This is a genomic window from Collinsella sp. AF36-3AT (genome assembly GCF_003475205.1).
GTDB lineage: Bacteria > Actinomycetota > Coriobacteriia > Coriobacteriales > Coriobacteriaceae > Collinsella > Collinsella aerofaciens_AF.
The window spans coordinates 31036-49609 of record NZ_QROZ01000001.1; the positions used below are offsets into that span (position 1 = coordinate 31036).

Genomic DNA, 18574 nt, shown 5'->3' on the forward strand with positions numbered 1-18574 from the left:
TGAGCCTTTACAATAGAACAGTCCCAAGGACGTATTCGATAGCTTCCGCGCAGCGCTCGCCCGCCGCGCGTGAAAGGATATATTGCCCCATGCCTTCAACCCTTCCCGCTCCCATCGATAAGCTCGCCATCGTTGTCGTTACGTACAAGCGCCAGGAACTCCTGGCCAACCTGTTCGACTCCATGACCGAGCTCACGGCAACGCCCTGGCGCATCGTGATTGTCGATAACGAGAATTCGCGCGAGACCGAGGCCATGTGCACCGCATTCAACGAGCGCCTGGCCAGCCTGTGGGGCATCGACACCGAGCAGCCCGACGCGCAGGGCGGCACCGACCGTGTCATCTACGCCCCGCAGCTCGAAAACGGCGGCGGTGCGGGCGGCTTCTCCGCTGGCACTAAATGCGCCTACGATCTGGGGGCCCAGTGGTTCTGGGTGATGGACGACGACGTGCTCGTCATCCCCGAAGGCATCGAGCGTCTTGCCAAGTGGACCGACCGCTACGATGTCATCCAGGGTTCGCGCCTGGACTTTGACGGCGGCGCTTTCTTTTGGCAGTACCAGCTCATCCTTTCGCTCGGCATCCCTAACCCCATCGCCAAGTGGGACTTGGGGCCCGAGGGCCACCGCACCATGAACCAACTGTGCTTTGAGGGCGGCATGTTCTCGCGCCGCGTGGTCGACAAGATTGGCCTGCCCGACGCGCGCTTCTTTATCTACGGCGACGATGCCTGCTACGGCTACGTGGCCAGCCAGCACTTCCCCGCCGCCGTGGTTGCCGACGTGGTGCTCAAGCGCGCCCGCGCCGTCTCCAACTGGGATATCGCCGGCAAACGACAGCTCAACTCCACGAGCGACACCAACCGCTACTACATCATGCGCAACCGAGGCTTCCTCGCTCGCTATATGCAGATCTACGGTGACTACCACCCCATGCTGTTCCGTCTGGGCAATGCCGCGACCTTCTGCAAGGAGTTCATTCGTCTGGCAGCAGTCGACAAATGCTTTAAGACCGGCATTCCGGCGCTGCGCCGCGGCATGAAGGACGCCCGCAAGATCGTTAAGGATCCCAACTGGAAGCCCATGCCGCCCCTGAAGGACGCCGAGTAGTAAAGGGCTTTCGCCCGCCGCTACAGTCGTTGACACACCACGGACACACGCTGACCGTCAAAGCCAAAGCCCCAACGCATGCGCCCGACGGCGGGGCGCGGCACGCGGATATCATCGATGCCGTCGCGCTCTATGTCGAGTAGCGCCTGAACCGCCAACAGTTCCAGGCCCAGGGCATCGACGCCAGGGTCGTACAACATGTTGACCGTAATGAGCGGTCGCTCATCAAGCATGCCGAGCGTGTCGGCCACGTCAAACACCCGACCGGTGGGAATCACCTGGATATCCCAGCGATCCGAGACGCCACTTCGCTTGGAGCTGGGATTGCAATAGCCGGGCAGTCCAAAGCAGAGCCCCTGAAGCGCCAGATGATAGGCTGTCGGCATATCTGATTGGCCCACATCGATGCCCAGATCGCCGATAGCACAGCTCAAAGCTTGCTTTACAGTGTCCTCGTCTCCTCGACACAGCCCGTCATGGAACGAGTCGATAACTCCAACGTCCTCAACGGCGCACTCAAACCATTCCAGAATTACAAGACGGAGCGCCTGACGCACTTCGTTATTAGGCAGACGCAGGGAACGAAGGCACGCGCCGTCCTCCGAATGCCCCGTCATATCCGTCGTAAGGAATCCAGACAGATACAGCGCAGTCCAGATATCTTCGGGCTTGGCGGCATCGACCTCCTCGGCACGCATATGCACTGGCGCCTCAATAAACCCATGCGGCTCAACCAAATCGAACAATGTGGACAGGCGAATGAGATTCCAGTCGCCGACGCATGCGCCCAGACGGTCGGCGTAACAATACAGATCCGCCCGAACGGGCGCGACGCAATCGCGATGTGCGTAGTCCACCACGCGCTCCGGGCTCGAGCAATAAAAACCACCAAACAGATAGCCCTCGAGCCACTCACGCGCGTCATCCAGACAGCCGTTGCGACCGATGCAATCCAACAGCACTTGGACTTCGTCGTCCGAAAAACCGAACCATCGATCACACCAACTCGACAACGCTGTCGCCGACCGATAGGAAACCCCACGTTGGGACAACGCAAACTCGGCATGACCGGGGCGTTCGCACATCAGACACGTCAATCGCAACGAGTCGCCGGCATCGGCAATGGTGTCGAACAACATTCGGCTGAGCGACTCTAGGGAATCCACGCTACCGTCGTCCTTAGCGTCCAAACGCTTTGGACATACCGCGTCGTAGTCGTCTATCAGAAGAACAACCTGCTCATCGAAAGCTGCCTGGAGCAGCTTGATAAGCACGCCAAGCGCCGCATCGATCTCCTTATCGCTGGCCACCCCACGCGCCGCCCTCTCGATAAGACGGACCTCACGTCTTGACAGATCAGGTGCGGCAAGCAGCGGCAGCAATCGGGCGCACTCGTTCGCGACAGCGCTGCGAATAGCCGCCGCAGCATCGGCGTCGCGCCTCGCAGCGGCAGTTGTAAAGTCGAGCATGATGACCGGATAACTCGCGTACTCATCACGATAGCGACCGCCGCCCGCCTGCCAAATCTGGGTACCAGCGAACAGGCTTCGATCCAGCAGCCGGTGATCAGGTCGTTCCAAATAGCACTTGAGCATCGATAAATTCATGCTCTTGCCAAAACCCTTGGGCCGACAGCAAAACGCAACAGGTGCTTCACTGTCCAATATATCGGCAATAAACATAGTCTTATCGACGAGTAAACACCGATTGATTGCATCGGAAAAGTCGTGTGCATCAACCGGTAGAGCTGCGCTATCCGCATGATTGAGCAACCGTGCACTAAACGCATGAGTAAAACCACAATTCACCTGTTCAGACACCGTAAACTCTCCTTCTAACGCAGCACGATGCCCATTGTAGCGAGCGGGTAGAGCGCAATAATATCGACATGCAAACATTTCGGGCAACGGTAGCAACAGACCCCCGAGGGGGCATAACAAATCGTTGCACAACAAAAAAGGGGCCCGATGCCGCCGCACCGGACCCCGTCCCAAACTCTTATAGAAAACGATCTGGAAGATTACTCCTCCAAGCCGTCCTCCCCAGAAGCCTTCTTCTGCTGATCGAGCTTATGCTTACCACTTACGATAGACGTAGCGCCCAGTGTGGCCAAGCTTGCACTGGCAAGGCTCGCCATCACAATCAAGTCGCCCGTCTTGGGCATGTTGCCGCCCGAGGACTTAGTCGTTGTAGTCGTCGTGGTCGTGGTGGTCACCGTTTTGGAGTCATTTTGCCCCTGGACCTGGTCATCGGTGTTGCCCTTACCGCTGTCCTTGCCCTGCTGCTTTCCGTCCTCGGTCTTGTCCTTGCTCTTGTCCTTCTCCTCAGATTCAGACTTCTTATCCTCGCCCTTCTTCTGTTCGGACTTGTCGCTCTTCTCCTCAGAGCTAGAACCCTTATCGGATTCGGTCTTCTCGGAAGCCTCGTCCTTGGAGTCGCCCTTTGCGGCTTCGATCTTTTCCGTGGAAACCTGATCAGAGTTGCCCTTGTTCTGGGTCGAGCCGTTATTGACGCCAGCCATCAGCGAAGAGCCCAGCGTAGAGCCAAGCTGCTCGGAGAAAGAAGGCTTCTTGTCCGGCGAAGCAACGGGAACGTCCGGCGCCTTATTCGAGTCATCCTTGGAAGCATCGGAACCAGGGGTTGCGTCAGAGCCGGAGCCGTTGTTAGAGCCGGTGCCAACGGACGAATCGCTCGAGCCGGTGGATGAGTTAGAGGTGCCAGCGCCGGTCGAACCAGAAGCGTCGCTGTCCGTATTGCCGGCAGAGCTTGAAGACGAATCGCCCGCAGCAGAGCCGTTTGAATCGGAGCCGTTCGAGGTAGAGCCGTTGTTGGTAGTGCCACCAGCAGAGCCATCACCGTCAGCACCGGTCGAGGGCGCATCCATCCTGTCATCGTTGGCATCGTCGCTCGAGTCGTCATTCGAATCAGGCGTCGGCGAGGGCGCCGGCGTAGGTTCGGGCTGCACGGGCGTCGCAGCGGCCTCGTCCTCGGCGATATAAACCAAACAGTCCTTCAGCTCGTTGCGGTAGCGGTTCTTCCAGCCCTCATGATACTGGGGCTGGCTCGAATACTTGGTCGCCACGTTATTGACCACACTGTTGGAAAGCGCCGTCACAAACTCGCGATCAGTCATACTGTTAGAAAGGTTTGCCCAACGGAAGAAGTCCCTGCAACCACCGGTGCCGCACATGTTGGTGATGCTCCACACCATGCCCTTAACGCAATCGGCACGGCCCGAAATATCAATGCCCAGGCCACTCTTGAGCCACGCCTCGGTCACCGCATAGTACGAGTTGTACGCATAGGCATCTTGAAGAGCTGAGAACTCAACAGGATCGATGTTATAAGCGCCCTGGAAGGCCTCCTGCGCAATACGGCCCAGCTCAGTGAGCTGGCCGTTCTCGTACATGGCATTGCTCGTGTTGGAAATCTCGCTGCCGCGATCAATCGCATCCTTGAGCATGCTGTATTTTTCGGGGTTGTAGTTGTAGGCCTGCTTCATAAACGGAATGAGCGACCAACGACGGTCGAACTGGTAATAACCCAGCGCGTTATAACCGTCACCGTACGAAAAGCCCTGGTTATAGTTGCCGTGACTCTCATATTTGGTGAAGTACTTCATCTCGGGAGTCACGTTAACAAACGAAACGCCCTGGACCGACCTCAGCACGCCCGAAAAGGACTGCTGGGTATAGAGACCCTTATCGATATCGGTCGCATCCGAGGCAACGCCCGGCGTGGGCTCCTCGGCAGCGGCGGGTGCCGGCGCGGAAACGGCGCCAAACGAAAGCGCCAGCGTCAGGCCCGCGACAATCGCAGAATGCTTGGGCTGCATAAGATCCTCCCTGCATTGGTGTAGTTAAAGTGCAGTTTGCAAAGATAAAAATAAGTATTGCAGCTCGCCCGTTGTTGCACAACAACCCCTCGGTAAACGGCAACAACCCTCCGCGAAATCTTAAGGAATTGCGCTCAACCTACAGTTTGATGTCGAAGTTAATCTCGGGGACGGCAGCAAGGTCGGCCAACGTCACGCCGTCGACGTACTTTTCGATCACGTCGTCCAGACCGCGCCAGAATTTGACGGTCGAGCAAAGATCGCTGCGGGCGCAGCTGTTGTCGATGCCATCGCACGCCACCGGAGCCGTGCTGCCCTCGACGGCGCGCAGGATGTCGCCAGCACGCACCTCGGAGGGATCCTTGGCCATCATGTAGCCGCCGCCCTTGCCGCGCACGCTCTTAAGCAGGCCCGCCTTCATAAGCGGACGAACCAGCTGCTCCAAATACTTTTGCGAGATATGTTCGCGGTCGGCGACCTCGCGCAGGGCAATCTTGCCCTCGGCGTCGCCCAGCGCCGCGATATAGATCATCAGTCGGAGGGCATAGCGGCCCTTAGAAGAAATGAGCATACCTACCCTTCCATAACGCTGGGGACAAGCACTACCGATGAATTTGTCCCACAATCTGAAAAGTCGAGTGGATTAGTCGGGTTTTCCCTTGACTAACGCCGAACCCATAGTAACTTTATTCCGAGAAGATTCCTAGGGTTTAGTACACCTATGAGTACACCATATACAGAGAGGGACAGCATGAGTGCAAATCCGCTGCTTTCCATCGAGGGTCTGACCGCCTCCGTGGACGAGAAGACCATCCTCCACAACGTCAACCTCAACGTCGCCGCCGGTGAGACCCATGTGCTGATGGGACCCAACGGTGCCGGTAAGTCCACCCTCGGCCACCTGGTCATGGGCGACCCCGTCTACACCGTCAACGACGGCCGCATCGTCTTTGACGGCCAGGACATCACCGAGCTCACCACCGACAAGCGTTCGCGCGCCGGCCTGTTCCTGAGCTTCCAGGCCCCGGTCGAGATCCCGGGCGTGCCGCTGTCGAGCTTTTTGCGCGCCAGCATCGCCGGCCGCCCCGGCCTGGAGATGAAGGGCAAGGAGTTCCGCCGCCGCGTGAAGGAGCTCGCGACCGAGCTCAACATGGACACCGCCTACCTCAACCGTGAGCTGGGCGTGGGCTTCTCGGGCGGCGAGAAGAAGAAGGTCGAGATGCTCCAGCTCCTGCTGCTGCAGCCCAAGCTCGCCATCCTGGATGAGACCGACTCGGGTTTGGACGTCGACGCGCTTTCCACCGTCAGCCACGGCATGGACGCCTACCGCAAGAGCTGCGACGGCTCCATGCTCATCATCACGCACAACACGCGCATCCTGGAGCACCTGGATGTCGACCGCGTCCACGTTATGGTCAAGGGCCACATCGTGCGCGAGGACGACGTTTCGCTGATCCCCTGGATCGACAAGAACGGTTTTGAGACCTTCGAGCGCGAGGCCGCCGAGCAGCGTGCCCAGGCCGAGGTCGCCGCTGCCGAGCAGCAGGCGTAAAGGGGCGACGCAATGACCAAGAACCGCACCGAGGTCGCGGACATCGACCGCAGCCTCTACGACTTCACCTACGGCGAGGAGGGATTCGAGCGCCTCGACGCCGGCATCACGCCCGACATCGTGCGCGAGATCAGCGCCAAGAAGGACGAGCCGCAGTGGATGCTCGACCTGCGCTTAAAGTCTCTCGAGATCTTCAACCGCTTCCCCGACCCGACGTGGGGCCCCTCCATCGAGGGCCTGGACATGGACAACATCGTCACCTACGTCAAGCCCAACACCGACCAAAAGCACGACTGGGAGTCGGTGCCCGACGACATCAAGAACACCTTTGAGCGCCTGGGCATCCCCGAGGCCGAGCGCAGCTACCTGGCAGGCGTCGGCGCACAGTACGACTCCGAGCTCGTCTACCACAACATGCAGGACACCGCGTCCAAGATGGGCATCGTCTACTCCGGCATCGAGGAGGCCCTGCACGATCCGCAGTGGGAGCCGCTCATCCACGAGAAGTTCATGACGCTCATCCCGCCCACCGACCACAAGTTTGCGGCCCTGCACGGTGCCGTGTGGTCGGGCGGCTCGTTTGTCTACGTGCCCCGCGGCACCAAGCTCGATTTTCCGCTGCAGAGCTACTTCCGCCTCAACGCCAAGGGCGCCGGCCAGTTTGAGCACACGCTCATCATCGTCGAGGACGATGCCGACCTGCACTTCATTGAGGGTTGCTCCGCGCCCAAGTACAACGTGGCCAACCTCCACGCCGGCGCCGTCGAGCTCTTTGTGGGCAAGCGTGCGCACCTGCGCTACTCGACCATCGAGAACTGGTCCAAGAACATGTACAACCTCAACACCAAGCGTGCGCGCGTGGACGAGGACGGCGACATCGAGTGGATCAGCGGCTCCTTCGGCAGCCACGTGGGCTACCTCTACCCTATGAGCGTGCTCAACGGCCGCCGCGCCCGCTCGAGCTTTACCGGCATCACCTTTGCCGGCGCCGGGCAGAACCTCGACACCGGCTGCAAGGTCGTGCTTAACGCCCCCGAGACCTCGGCGACCGTCGAAACCAAGGGCATCTCCAAGAGCGGCGGCATCCAGACCTTCCGCAGCTCTATCGTGGCCACGCCCAAGGCCGAGGGTTCCAAGGCAACCGTGAGCTGCCAGTCACTGATGCTCGACGACCAGAGCCGCTCCGATACCATCCCCGCCATGGACATCCGCGCCAAGAACGTCGATATCGGCCACGAGGCCACCATCGGCCGCATCGGCGACGACAAGGTGTTCTACCTGATGAGCCGCGGTATCTCGGAGGAAGAGGCCCGCACCATGATCGTCAACGGCTTTGCCAACCCGGTCTCCAAAGAGCTGCCGCTGGAGTACGCCGTCGAGATGAACAACCTGATCAAGCTCGAGATGGAAGGAGCGATCGGATAATGAAACAGACCACGAACAACGCTGCCACCACGCTCGAGCAGGTTAATGCGATGCCCGCAGCAACCTGGGGCTGGTTGAAAATGAACCAGACCAAGCTTGTGCTTTCGGACGAGCTTGCCGCCGCACCCGCCGAGGCCGTTGAGGTCGAGGGGCTGGACGAGCAGTTCTCCGGTGCGGCCGACGCCCTCGACGCCGCCATGGAAGCCATGGCCGAGCGCTTCCCCGAGCGCCGTGCCGCTGCCCCCGGCGACGCCGCCGACCGCGCCCGCATCACGCCCGAGACCGAGCTCGACGTGCCTGCCACCTCTGCCTACCAGGCCGGCGCCATCAAGCTCGAGGAAGAGCTCTCCCCTGCTGAGGCCTTCGAGACTGGCATGGGTGAGGCTGCCTACACCTACCTGTCCGACCACGCCACCAAGCGCATCATCATCGATGTGCCCGCCTACCAGCACGCCACGGTTACCGTGCGCGTGAGTGGCGTCGACGCTGCGGCCGCCATCACCGCCATCGACGTCGTCGCCCGTCCCCAGTCGACGCTCGACCTGCAGATCGCCCTGGACTCCCCCGTTGCCGGCGAAGGCGTCGTGGGTTCCGCGCTGCGCGTGTGCGCCCACGAATACGCCACCGTCAACGTGACCTGCACGCAGACGCTCGACGACAGCTGGATCGCACTCGACGACACCGGTCTGTTCCTGGACGAGGGCGCGCGCGTCAACGTGCAGCACACCGTCCTGGGTGCCGGCGCCAGCGCCACCGGCCTTGCCGGCGACCTGCTGGGCGACACCGCCAAGGTGACGATCGACACCGATTACCTGGGTGCCCGCGAACAGGTGCGCGACTTTAACTACGAGCTGCGCCACCGCGGCCGCAAGACCGAGTGCGAGATCGACGCCAACGGCGTGCTGACCGGCACGTCCAAGAAGGTCTACCGCGGCACCATCGACCTCGTGCACGGCTGCAAGGGTGCAACCGGCACCGAGCGCGAAACGGTGCTTCTGGCTAACAAGGGCGTCGACAACAAGACTGTCCCCGTCATCCTGTGCGACGAGGACGACGTCGCCGGCAACCACGGCGCCACCATCGGCCACGTCCGCGACGAGCAGCTGTTCTACCTCGCCTGCCGCGGCCTTGACCAAAACGCCGCCGAGGACCTGTTCATCCGCGCCAAGCTGGAGGACGCCGCGCTTTCCGCCACCGATGAGCGCACCCGCGCCGCCGTCGTCCGCCTGGGCAACAACCTGATCGACAACTTTGAGGAGGAGCTCGCATGATCGACACCGAGCACGTTAAATGCGATACCTGCACCGCCCCCGAGCCCATGATGCTCGACGCCAGCGACGAGGCTTCGCGCGGCTGGCCCACCGTGGACATCGAGAATAACCCCTACAAGGGCCAGTTCCCGCTGTTCCAGCAGCATCCCGAGATCGCCTTCCTCGATAGCGCTGCCACCGCACAGCGCCCCGCTTGCGTGCTCGACGCCGAGCGCGATTTCTACCAGCGCATGAACGCCAACCCCCTGCGTGGCCTGTACTCGCTGTCTGTCGAGGCCACCGACGCCATCGCCAAGGTCCGCCAGCAGATCGCCGACCTCATCGGCGCCGCCCAGGCCAACGAAGTCGTCTTCACCCGCAACACGAGCGAATCGCTCAACCTGGTCGCCAAGAGCTTTGCACCCACGGTGCTGGAGCCCGGCGACGAGGTCGTCATCACCATCATGGAGCACCACTCCAACCTGATCCCGTGGCAGCAGGTCTGCCGCGAGACCGGCGCCAAGCTCGTCTACCTCTATCCCACCAAGACCGGCCAGCTCACCACCGAGGAAGTGCTTGCCAAGGTGGGCCCCAAGACCAAGATCCTGGCCGTGGGTCAGGTCTCTAACGTCCTGGGCGTTGAGAACCCGGTCAAGAACCTCGGCAAGCTCGTGCACAAGTACGGCGGATATCTGGTCGTCGACGGCGCGCAGTCGCTGCCGCACATGCCGGTCAACGTGGCCGATCTTGGCGCCGACTTCTTTGCCTTTAGCGCGCACAAGGCCATGGGTCCCATGGGCATCGGTGTGCTGTGGGGCAAGATGGACCTGCTCAAGGCCATGCCGCCCATGCTTACCGGCGGCGAGATGATCGATTCGGTCACCGAGCAGGACGCCGTCTGGGCGCCCGTCCCCGAGAAGTTCGAGGCCGGCACGCAGGACGCCGCCGGCATCTTCGCCACAGGCGCGGCGCTTGACTACCTGGTCAACACGGTTGGCTACGAAAACATTCAGGCACGCGAGCAGGCGCTCGTCCACTACCTGATGGGCGAGCTTATGCAGCTCGACTTTGTCCAGATCATCGGCTCGATCTACTGGGACAACCATCACGGCGTCGTCAGCTTTAACGTCAAGGGCATCCACCCGCACGATGTCGCGAGCATCATGGACATGGACGGCGTCTGCATCCGCGCCGGTCACCACTGCGCGCAGCCGCTGCTCACCTGGCTGGGCGTCGAGAACCTCGCCTGCTGCCGCGCCAGCGTAGCCTTCTACAACGACAAGGCCGATATCGACAAGTTCATCGCCGGCCTGCATCACGTTTGGAGCACGTTCAATGGGTAATCTGTACACCTCCACCACGTTTATGGAGCACAACTCGCACCCCGACTACAAGTACGAGATGGACGCCCCCACGCACGAGCACGACGGCATCAACCCCAGCTGCGGAGACGAGCTCACCTTGCAGCTACGCGTCGAGAACAACGTGATCGAGGAGGCCTCCTTTACCGGTCACGGCTGCGCCATCAGCCAGGCCAGTGCCGACATCATGGCCGACCTCATCACCGGCGAGACCGTCGAGGAAGCTCGCCGCCTGGCAGAGCTCTTCCTCGCCATGATCCGCGGCGAGCAGCTCTCCGAGGAGGACCTGGAAGACCTGGACGAAGCCGCCCAGCTCCAAGACATCTCGCACATGCCCGCCCGCGTCAAATGCGCCGAGCTCGCCTGGCGCACCCTCGACGGCATGCTCACGGGACAAAATAATCAGTAGTATTTGTCCCAAATCTTAAGAATTTTGTTGGCCGAATCGCTTGACAAGAGTGGTTCGGCCATTTTCTATTCCGAGCCCTCAGCCTGAGCATTCACCCGCGCATAAGCGCGCACGATACGAGAGACGGTACTCTTGCTGATTCCCGTATACCGTTCGATCTCGCGCACCGTGTAGCCGACATTGTGCAGGGCGAAAATGATTCCATCTCGCCGCGAGGGCGCTACGGTCTTGAGTTCGTTGAGCGGCACGCCCAGGCGCTTCGCCATCTTGTCGGCAAACGCACGCCGCTCCCACTCTGTCTCATCCATATCGTGAATCACTGGATCGGAACCATCGGGCATCGACAGAGAATAATCCAGAAACCCCTTGGCAGACTCAAAGAGCTCAAGCACACAAGAAGGGTCCGAAAATCCCCTCGTCGTATCGTTGTCATACGCTCTCAGATACTCGGCAAAGCTGCTCCAGGGATAACGCTCGATCAGGGCGATACCCGCCTCCTGCGGATTAGCGTGAACATAGCGAATGGCAGCCATCAGATAACGGTCGGTATCGAGCGAGCGCCGGTCAAAACGGTTCTGGAACAGATGGCCCGTGCGCCCCGTGCGTTTATTGAACCGCCGCGCGTACGTCAAAAGCAGCCGGTGCATCGCCGCGCTCATCGCGTCCTCGTAATCTGCAAGCACCAGATGCACGTGATTGCCCATAAGGCACCAGGCGATAACCGTCACGCCCGCCTCGCGGCAGCACTCGCGCATCAGCTCCAAAAACTCCCACCGGTCTTCATCGCCCTCAAAGATGAGCTGCTTGCCCACACCGCGGGCACAGACATGGTAAAAGCCGGTAACCGTTCTCCAAACGCGCTGCATGGCGCTCCCTTCGCCGGGATCTGATTGCCATCCAATACAGCACGATTGAAGCGTGCCATCAAAACATTCACGCAAAACAATACACTCGCGCGGCCAAAGGCAGTAAACGGGCGGCGAACGGCACCGTTGCAACAGGTCAGACCCCGCAACGCATACAAGAGCTGACCAAAAGCTTGCCCAAGACGAACCCCCTCTACGGAAGTTCGCGACCACCGAACATATAGTTAAACCGTTTCAATTAAAACTTCCGGACTTCTCGCTACGAAAACTGAGCCGTTCGCCGAATATTCTGTGCATTTCGCGGTATTATAGGGGCTGCATGTCATGTCCCTTTCGAAGGGTCGCCCGGCAATCGCCAGCCACGACCCCCAGACGGGACGCCAACACGATAGAGAGGAGAGGCATGCAGTACTCACAGGAAGTGGAGAACATGTGCCCCGTTGCCAAGGGTGCATACCACGGCCCCGCACCCATCCCCGAGGAGGGCAAGTGGGTCCAGGCTAAGGAGATTACCGACATCTCCGGTCTTACGCACGGTGTGGGTTGGTGCGCACCCCAGCAGGGCGCCTGCAAGCTCACGCTGAACGTCAAGGACGGCATCATCGAGGAGGCCCTCGTTGAGACCATCGGCTGCTCGGGCATGACCCACTCTGCCGCCATGGCTTCCGAGATTCTTCCCGGTAAGACCATCCTCGAGGCCCTCAACACCGACCTCGTCTGCGACGCCATCAACGTTGCTATGCGCGAGATCTTCCTGCAGATCGTTTACGGCCGCAGCCAGACCGCGTTCTCCGAGGGCGGCCTGCCCGTGGGCGCCTCCCTCGACGACCTCGGCAAGGGCCTTCGCTCTCAGGTCGGCACCATGTTCGGCACCAAGGCCAAGGGCGCTCGTTACCTCGAGCTCGCTCAGGGCTACGTCACCCGCATGGCTCTCAACGACAAGAACGAGATCATCGCATTCGAGTTCCTGAACCTCGGCAAGTTCACCGACGCCGTCAAGGCCGGCAAGACCCCCGAGGAGGCCATCGCTGGCGCTATGGGCCACTATGGTCAGTGGGAGAACGCTGCCAAGTACATCGACCCGCGCACCGACGAGGAGACTCACTCCGTCGCCAGCGTGTTCCCGGTTCACGAGTAGAAAGGGAGGGAAATAACTATGACTGTTACGTTCGAAGGTTACGAGCGCCGCGCTGACAAGATCAACAAGTGCCTCGCCGACAACGGCATCGCCTCCCTCGAGGAAGCTCTGCAGATCTGCACCGACAAGGGCTTCAACCCGCGTGAGATCGTCAACAACACCCAGTCCATCGCCTTCCAGAACGCCGAGTGGGCCTACACCCTCGGTTGCGCTCTCGCTGTCAAGCGTGGCGCCAAGACCGCTTCTGAGGCTGCCGCCATCATCGGCGAGGGCATCCAGGCCTTCACCGTTCCCGGCTCCGTTGCCGAGGACCGCAAGGTCGGTCTGGGCCACGGCAACCTGGGCGCTATGCTGCTCTCCGACGACACCGAGTGCTTCGCCTTCCTGGCCGGCCACGAGTCCTTCGCTGCCGCTGAGGGCGCTATCGGCCTGGCTCTGAACGCCAACAAGGCTCGCAAGAAGCCGCTGCGCGTTATCCTCAACGGTCTGGGCAAGGACGCCGCTCAGATCATCGCCCGCATCAACGGCTTCACCTACGTGAAGACCCAGTTCGACTACTACACGGGCGAGCTCAAGGTCGTCGAGACCATCCCCTACTCCGATGGTCCCCGCGCTGCCGTTAACTGCTACGGTTCCGATGACGTCCGCGAGGGCGTTGCCATCATGTGGCACGAGAACGTCGACATCTCGATCACCGGTAACTCCACCAACCCCACGCGCTTCCAGCACCCCGTCGCTGGCACCTACAAGAAGGAGCGCCTCGAGGCTGGCAAGAAGTACTTCTCCGTCGCTTCTGGTGGCGGCACTGGCCGTACCCTGCACCCGGACAACATGGGCGCCGGCCCTGCCTCTTACGGCATGACCGACACCATGGGCCGTATGCACTCCGACGCCCAGTTCGCCGGTTCTTCCTCCGTGCCTGCGCACGTCGACATGATGGGTCTCATCGGCATGGGCAACAACCCCATGGTCGGTGCCACCGTCGCCTGCGCTGTCGCCGTCGAGGAGGCCCTCAAGGCCTAATCGCGCCCGCGCGATGCTCACATAGTTGAGCTTTGGAGCCGCTACCCACCCGGGTAGCGGCTCTTTTTGTTTGCGCTGTCGCAGGATAGCTAATGCCGATATATCAGTTGGGGCGAAATACGAGATGTGATGAGATGGAGCGTCAGAGCGTCCACGACGCCCACCTGTCATATTTGCCCTTTACCGATTTGCCGAGTCTTTGCGGCCCCATTGCCGATCACCCGTGCGACAATGCGCCGGACGAGAAAGGAATCCGATGGAATCGACTGATGTACTGGTAATTGGATCTGGCATTGCGGGCCTTTGCGCCGCCTTCGAAGCGGCACGCACGGGCGCAACCGTCGCTGTGGCAAGCGCCGGCAAGACTATGAGTGGATCGAGCTTCTTCCCGGGCACCTGGGGTCTGGGCCTTATTGGCCCCGTCGACGAGGGCGACGAGCAGGACCTCATCGACACCATCCAGACCGTCGGCGGCGGTGTCGCCGACCTCGAGCTTGTCCAGACGTTTGTGCACGGCATTCCCCAGGCAATTGAATGGCTCGAGCAAGACCTGGGCGTTGAGCTCCAGCGTCCGCAAAGCGCTGAGAGCGCTCAGCAAAAGCAGTTTATCCCCTGCTTTGACCACAAAACGCGCATGTGGCGCGGCCTCACCCGCAAGCCCCTTGAGGACGCTCTGACGGCCCGGCTCGAGTCGCTCGGCATTCGTCTGCTCCCCCGCCATGAGCTTATCGACCTTGTTGAGGACACGAACGGCAGAATAACCGGAACCGTGCTCTACGACCTCACCGAAAATCGAATCGTGCCCTTTGCTGCCAAGGCCACGATCATCGCAGCCGGTGGCACAGGTGGCCTGTTCGAGCGCAGCCTTACGTCGGCTGATGTGCTCAGCTCCTCGCAGGCCATCGCGCTGGCGCACGGCGCAACACTTACTAATATAGAGTTCATGCAGATGATGCCCGGCTTCATCGAGCCCAAGCGCAACCTGGTCTTCAACGAGAAAACCTGGCGCTACGTACATGTTGACCAGCCGGTAGATATTGCCGACAACAAGCTGGACGACCTGCTCGAGCAGCGCTCTGGATATGGTCCCTTCACGTCACGCTTGGCCTCCCGCGCTATCGATCTCGTCATCGATCAGGCAGGTGTCGAAGGCCTGGCACTCCACTACGACTTCCCCCGCGAGGATGTCCCAGAGTTTGTGCAGACCTTTGCCACCTGGCTGCAAGACGAGCACGGCATCGCCCCGACTGACGAGATGCGCGTTGCGATGTATGCCCACACCGCTAATGGCGGCATCAAGATCGATAAGACCGCGCACACGGGCGTTGAGGGCCTCTACGCTTGCGGTGAGGCGACAGGCGGCATGCACGGCGCCGACCGCATTGGTGGCTTGTCAAGCGCCAACGGCATCGTGTTCGGACGCATCGCGGGTGCATCGGCAGCCCAGGCAGCACAGAATGCACCTGAGGTGGCCCCGAAGGCGGATATCGCCCTCCCCCAGTACGGCATTGCCACAACAGATGCCGAACGCCTGACACGCAGCCTTAAGCACACGATGAGTACCTATTGCATGATCAACAGGACCGAAGCAGGTCTATCCAAGGCTCTGCAACAGCTTGAAAGCCTGCAAGACGAGGCAACGGCGCTGAGTAAGCCACACGCCAATGACAGCGAAATCGCAGCCCTCGCCCGCCTGCAATCGCAGATTCAACTAGCACAGGAAATGGTCAAAGCCATGCGCAAGCGAACCGAAAGTCTCGGATCGCACTATCGAGCGAATTAAACTGGACACCTATCTAAAGCAAAACACAACTAATCGATATCTATGGGCCCCGTGAACTCGAAGTGGCACGGGGCCCATTCGTGTCCGCACGGCAGCGTATCCTAATTCTGAATACAGAGCGGGCAAAGCCCGCATAGACAATAGACCAGCGAGGAGGAGATATGGACAGTAGAGATATCGAGAAGTGGCGTGTCGAACTTGATAGCTACGCCAATGTGGAAGAAGGCGTTGAGTATTGGCTCGCACGCGATTTAATGGAACCCATGGGGTACACTCGATGGGAGAACTTTGCCGAAGTTGTTAAGAGGGCAAAAGTCTCGTGCGAAACAAACAAAACTCCAGTTGATTCCCATTTTCGTGACACCACGAAAATGGTAACTGCCGGTGTCGCCGCTCGCGCAGTTAAAGACTACAAACTTACGCGCTATGCATGCTATTTAATCGCCCAGAACGGAGATTCAAACAAGCAAGAAATCGCGCTCGCACAGGCGTACTTCGCCGTGCAGACGCGCCGCCAAGAGCTCATAGAGCAGCGCTTCGCAGAGATTCAGCGCTTGCAGGCGCGCCACTCGCTATCTGATTCAGAGAAACAGCTCTCGGGTATTGCGTTCAAACGCGGCGTGGACTCCAAAGGATTCGCGATCATCAAGTCGAAGGGCGATGAAGCGTTATTCGGCGGCAGAAGCACGGCGGAAATGAAGCAACAGCTCGGCGTATCCAAGAGCTCGGCATTGGCGGACAGGCTAGCCGATGTTCTCATCAAAGCAAAGGACCTTACGAACTCGATGACGGCCTTCAACGCCGAGGAACACGACCTGTACGGTCTGGACCAGATCAAGCAAGAGCACGTCGAGAACAACACAAGCGTGCGTGGCAGCCTCATCGACCGCGGAATTGTACCCGAGAACCTACCGCCTGCCGAAGATACAAAGAAGCTCGAACGTCGCGTGAAAGCAGACGAGAAAAAGCTCAAGGAGGGTACAGACGGATTCACCGACCCCCAGGGCAGGCTCGACTTGTAAAGCGTCTGCGCCCTTACGGGTTCGGCCCCATGCGAGGTTAATAAAAAAGACGGCCAACCGAGATTGACCGTCTTAACATGCTTTGGTGGGCCGTCAGGGGTTCGAACCCTGGACCTTGGGATTAAGAGTCCCCTGCTCTACCAACTGAGCTAACGACCCAAAGCTAAAGTCCGTGGTGGCGGACTTTAGAGGAGATATCGTGTGGTGGGCCGTCAGGGGGTCGAACCCTGGACCTTGGGATTAAGAGTCCCCTGCTCTACCAACTGAGCTAACGACCCGATATCAATACGAAGCAAGAACTGGGGTGGGTAAAGGGACTCGAACCCTCGACCTACGGGACCACAACCCGTCGCTCTAGCCAACTGAGCTACACCCACCGTGTCCTGTGCGCTTCGCGCTCGACTATTATTGCAAGGAACGCCACGCGATGCAAGCCCCAATTTTCAAGAATTTTGAAAAGAGTTTTTCGAACGCGTTTCGAGCAATTCCCACCGGTTTCATAGGAGTAAACTTGCCCCACTGCAAATGCTCGAAAGGACAAGCATGAAAGAACTCTCCAATCGTACGGCAACGTTTACCGATTCGGTCATCCGCCGCATGACGCGCATCTCCAATAAGTACGGCGCCGTCAACCTCTCGCAGGGCTTCCCCGACTTTGATCCCCCGGCGCAACTGCTCAAGAGCCTGAGCACCATCGCTACCGATCCCAATCCGCTCTACCACCAGTACTCCATCACTTGGGGCTCCCAGGCCATGCGCGAGGCGCTTGCCGCCAAGCAGGAGCACTTTATGGGCATGCCGATCAATCCCAGCGAGAACATCGTGGTCACATGCGGCTCCACCGAGGCCATGATGGCCGCCATGATGACGGTCACGAACCCCGGAGACAAGGTCGTCATCTTCTCGCCGTTCTACGAGAACTACGGCGCCGACACGATTCTCTCGGGCGCTGAGCCCGTCTATGTGCCGCTCAACCCGCCCACGTTCGACTTCGATCGCGAGGTCCTCGAGGCGGCCTTCCGTGACAACGATCCCAAGGCCATCGTCCTGTGCAACCCTTCCAACCCCTGCGGCAAGGTCTTTACGCGCGAGGAGCTCACCTTTATCGCCGACCTGTGCAAAAAGTACGACGCCTACTGCATCACCGACGAGGTATACGAGCACATCGTCTACGCGCCCCACGAGCACGTCTATATGGCCACGCTGCCCGGCATGTTCGAGCGCACCATCAGCTGCAGCTCGCTGTCCAAGACCTACTCCATCACCGGTTGGCGTCTGGGCTACACCATTGCCCCGGCCGAGATTACCGAGCGCATCAAGAAGGTCCACGACTTCCTCACCGTGGGTGCCGCCGCTCCCTTGCAGGAGGCCGTCGTCACCGCCCTCAACTTCAACGACAGCTATTACCAGGAAGTCCTCGACCTCTACACAGCCAAGCGCGATCTGTTCTGCCAGGGGCTCGATAGCATCGGTCTTGAGCATAACGTCCCGCAGGGCGCTTACTACGTCATGATGGACATCTCTGAGTTTGGCTATGACAGCGACCTCGAGTTCTGCGAGGACCTAGCCTCCAAGGTGGGCGTGGGCGCCGTACCCGGCTCGAGCTTCTTCCGTGAGCCCGTCAACCATCTGATTCGCTTCCACTTTGCCAAGCGAGACGAGACGCTTAACGCGGCACTGGAGAACCTCAAATCGCTGCGTGATAAAATCAAACCGCGCGGGTAAGGACGGCCCGGCAACTAAAGTATCCAAAGAAGCCTCGCACCGTCCGCCGCGTTGCAGGGCTTCTTTTTATAGCGCT

At 60.1% G+C, this 18574-nt stretch carries 15 protein-coding genes and 3 tRNA genes; 11 read left to right on the top strand and 7 right to left on the bottom strand.

The features are described from left to right. Positions 1–89: 89 nt before the first annotated feature. Positions 90–1109, top strand: coding sequence for a glycosyltransferase (locus DW003_RS00115; RefSeq protein ID WP_118065024.1), 1020 nt, complete (start codon positions 90–92; stop codon positions 1107–1109). Between the two features lie 20 nt (positions 1110–1129). Here the strand turns inward: DW003_RS00115 and DW003_RS00120 are convergent, their stop codons facing one another. From DW003_RS00120 to DW003_RS00130, 3 genes are all read right to left on the bottom strand, one after another. Next, on the bottom strand, positions 1130–3007 hold the full coding sequence (locus tag DW003_RS00120) for an AAA family ATPase (protein ID WP_255413727.1): 1878 nt from the start codon (positions 3005–3007) through the stop codon (positions 1130–1132). Positions 3008–3129: 122 nt separating this feature from the next. After that, entirely contained in the window at positions 3130–4944 is a 1815-nt protein-coding gene (locus DW003_RS09895) for a hypothetical protein (RefSeq protein WP_158573161.1), read from the bottom strand. A 139-nt stretch (positions 4945–5083) separates the two neighbouring features. After that, positions 5084–5515, bottom strand: a complete 432-nt coding sequence (locus tag DW003_RS00130) for an Rrf2 family transcriptional regulator (protein ID WP_089572008.1) — start codon at positions 5513–5515, stop codon at positions 5084–5086. Positions 5516–5695: 180 nt separating this feature from the next. On the opposite strand from DW003_RS00130, the gene sufC reads away from it, so the two are divergent. The 5 genes from sufC to sufU are packed head-to-tail and all read left to right on the top strand — an operon-like array spanning position 5696 to position 10941. Then, complete coding sequence (gene sufC, locus DW003_RS00135; RefSeq protein ID WP_118386908.1) at positions 5696–6496, top strand: Fe-S cluster assembly ATPase SufC; 801 nt, start codon at positions 5696–5698, stop codon at positions 6494–6496. A 12-nt stretch (positions 6497–6508) separates the two neighbouring features. Beyond that, positions 6509–7921, top strand: a complete 1413-nt coding sequence (sufB, locus tag DW003_RS00140) for a Fe-S cluster assembly protein SufB (protein ID WP_118384673.1) — start codon at positions 6509–6511, stop codon at positions 7919–7921. Continuing rightward, positions 7921–9192, top strand: coding sequence for a SufD family Fe-S cluster assembly protein (locus tag DW003_RS00145; protein WP_118386910.1), 1272 nt, complete (start codon positions 7921–7923; stop codon positions 9190–9192). The genes sufB and DW003_RS00145 overlap by 1 nt, the downstream gene beginning before the upstream one ends. Further along, complete coding sequence (locus DW003_RS00150; protein ID WP_199665646.1) at positions 9189–10514, top strand: aminotransferase class V-fold PLP-dependent enzyme; 1326 nt, start codon at positions 9189–9191, stop codon at positions 10512–10514. The genes DW003_RS00145 and DW003_RS00150 overlap by 4 nt, the downstream gene beginning before the upstream one ends. Next, complete coding sequence (gene sufU / locus DW003_RS00155) at positions 10507–10941, top strand: Fe-S cluster assembly sulfur transfer protein SufU (protein ID WP_117583738.1); 435 nt, start codon at positions 10507–10509, stop codon at positions 10939–10941. The genes DW003_RS00150 and sufU overlap by 8 nt, the downstream gene beginning before the upstream one ends. A 65-nt stretch (positions 10942–11006) precedes the next feature. On the opposite strand, the gene DW003_RS00160 is transcribed toward sufU, so the two are convergent. Then, on the bottom strand, positions 11007–11807 hold the full coding sequence (locus tag DW003_RS00160) for a transposase (protein ID WP_117816823.1): 801 nt from the start codon (positions 11805–11807) through the stop codon (positions 11007–11009). 403 nt (positions 11808–12210) lie between these two features. Here DW003_RS00160 and DW003_RS00165 point away from each other — a divergent pair, with 403 nt between their 5' ends. The 4 genes from DW003_RS00165 (at position 12211) to dinD (ending at position 16773) form a co-directional block, all read left to right on the top strand. Then, positions 12211–12945 (top strand): iron-sulfur cluster assembly scaffold protein, encoded by a 735-nt coding sequence (locus DW003_RS00165; protein WP_117816822.1) that lies wholly within the window; start codon positions 12211–12213, stop codon positions 12943–12945. A gap of 18 nt (positions 12946–12963) precedes the next feature. Then, a complete protein-coding gene (locus DW003_RS00170) occupies positions 12964–13968 on the top strand; it encodes a GGGtGRT protein (RefSeq protein ID WP_055252290.1) in 1005 nt (334 codons plus the stop codon). Positions 13969–14224: 256 nt separating this feature from the next. Continuing rightward, positions 14225–15751 (top strand): FAD-dependent oxidoreductase, encoded by a 1527-nt coding sequence (locus tag DW003_RS00175; RefSeq protein ID WP_118386912.1) that lies wholly within the window; start codon positions 14225–14227, stop codon positions 15749–15751. A gap of 161 nt (positions 15752–15912) precedes the next feature. Next, a complete protein-coding gene (dinD, locus tag DW003_RS00180) occupies positions 15913–16773 on the top strand; it encodes a DNA damage-inducible protein D (protein WP_118386914.1) in 861 nt (286 codons plus the stop codon). Between the two features lie 83 nt (positions 16774–16856). Here dinD and DW003_RS00185 read toward each other — a convergent pair. The 3 genes from DW003_RS00185 to DW003_RS00195 all read right to left on the bottom strand — a co-directional run bounded on the left by DW003_RS00185 (position 16857) and on the right by DW003_RS00195 (position 17150). Then, positions 16857–16932, bottom strand: a tRNA-Lys gene (locus tag DW003_RS00185). A 43-nt stretch (positions 16933–16975) separates the two neighbouring features. Further along, positions 16976–17051, bottom strand: a tRNA-Lys gene (locus DW003_RS00190). Between the two features lie 22 nt (positions 17052–17073). Then, positions 17074–17150 (bottom strand) — tRNA-His (locus DW003_RS00195). Positions 17151–17316: 166 nt separating this feature from the next. On the opposite strand from DW003_RS00195, the gene DW003_RS00200 reads away from it, so the two are divergent. Further along, positions 17317–18498 carry a pyridoxal phosphate-dependent aminotransferase gene (locus DW003_RS00200; protein ID WP_118386916.1) on the top strand — a complete coding sequence of 394 codons (1182 nt, stop codon included), beginning with the start codon at positions 17317–17319 and terminating at the stop codon, positions 18496–18498. Positions 18499–18574: the final 76 nt, after the last annotated feature.

Coding starts and splice junctions, on each gene's coding strand:
- DW003_RS00115 (WP_118065024.1), top strand. CDS start 90: ATGCCTTCAACCCTTCCCGCTCCCATCGATAAGCTCGCCATCGTTGTC.
- DW003_RS00120 (WP_255413727.1), bottom strand. CDS start 3,007: ATGTTTGCATGTCGATATTATTGCGCTCTACCCGCTCGCTACAATGGG.
- DW003_RS09895 (WP_158573161.1), bottom strand. CDS start 4,944: ATGCAGCCCAAGCATTCTGCGATTGTCGCGGGCCTGACGCTGGCGCTT.
- DW003_RS00130 (WP_089572008.1), bottom strand. CDS start 5,515: ATGCTCATTTCTTCTAAGGGCCGCTATGCCCTCCGACTGATGATCTAT.
- sufC (WP_118386908.1), top strand. CDS start 5,696: ATGAGTGCAAATCCGCTGCTTTCCATCGAGGGTCTGACCGCCTCCGTG.
- sufB (WP_118384673.1), top strand. CDS start 6,509: ATGACCAAGAACCGCACCGAGGTCGCGGACATCGACCGCAGCCTCTAC.
- DW003_RS00145 (WP_118386910.1), top strand. CDS start 7,921: ATGAAACAGACCACGAACAACGCTGCCACCACGCTCGAGCAGGTTAAT.
- DW003_RS00150 (WP_199665646.1), top strand. CDS start 9,189: ATGATCGACACCGAGCACGTTAAATGCGATACCTGCACCGCCCCCGAG.
- sufU (WP_117583738.1), top strand. CDS start 10,507: ATGGGTAATCTGTACACCTCCACCACGTTTATGGAGCACAACTCGCAC.
- DW003_RS00160 (WP_117816823.1), bottom strand. CDS start 11,807: ATGCAGCGCGTTTGGAGAACGGTTACCGGCTTTTACCATGTCTGTGCC.
- DW003_RS00165 (WP_117816822.1), top strand. CDS start 12,211: ATGCAGTACTCACAGGAAGTGGAGAACATGTGCCCCGTTGCCAAGGGT.
- DW003_RS00170 (WP_055252290.1), top strand. CDS start 12,964: ATGACTGTTACGTTCGAAGGTTACGAGCGCCGCGCTGACAAGATCAAC.
- DW003_RS00175 (WP_118386912.1), top strand. CDS start 14,225: ATGGAATCGACTGATGTACTGGTAATTGGATCTGGCATTGCGGGCCTT.
- dinD (WP_118386914.1), top strand. CDS start 15,913: ATGGACAGTAGAGATATCGAGAAGTGGCGTGTCGAACTTGATAGCTAC.
- DW003_RS00200 (WP_118386916.1), top strand. CDS start 17,317: ATGAAAGAACTCTCCAATCGTACGGCAACGTTTACCGATTCGGTCATC.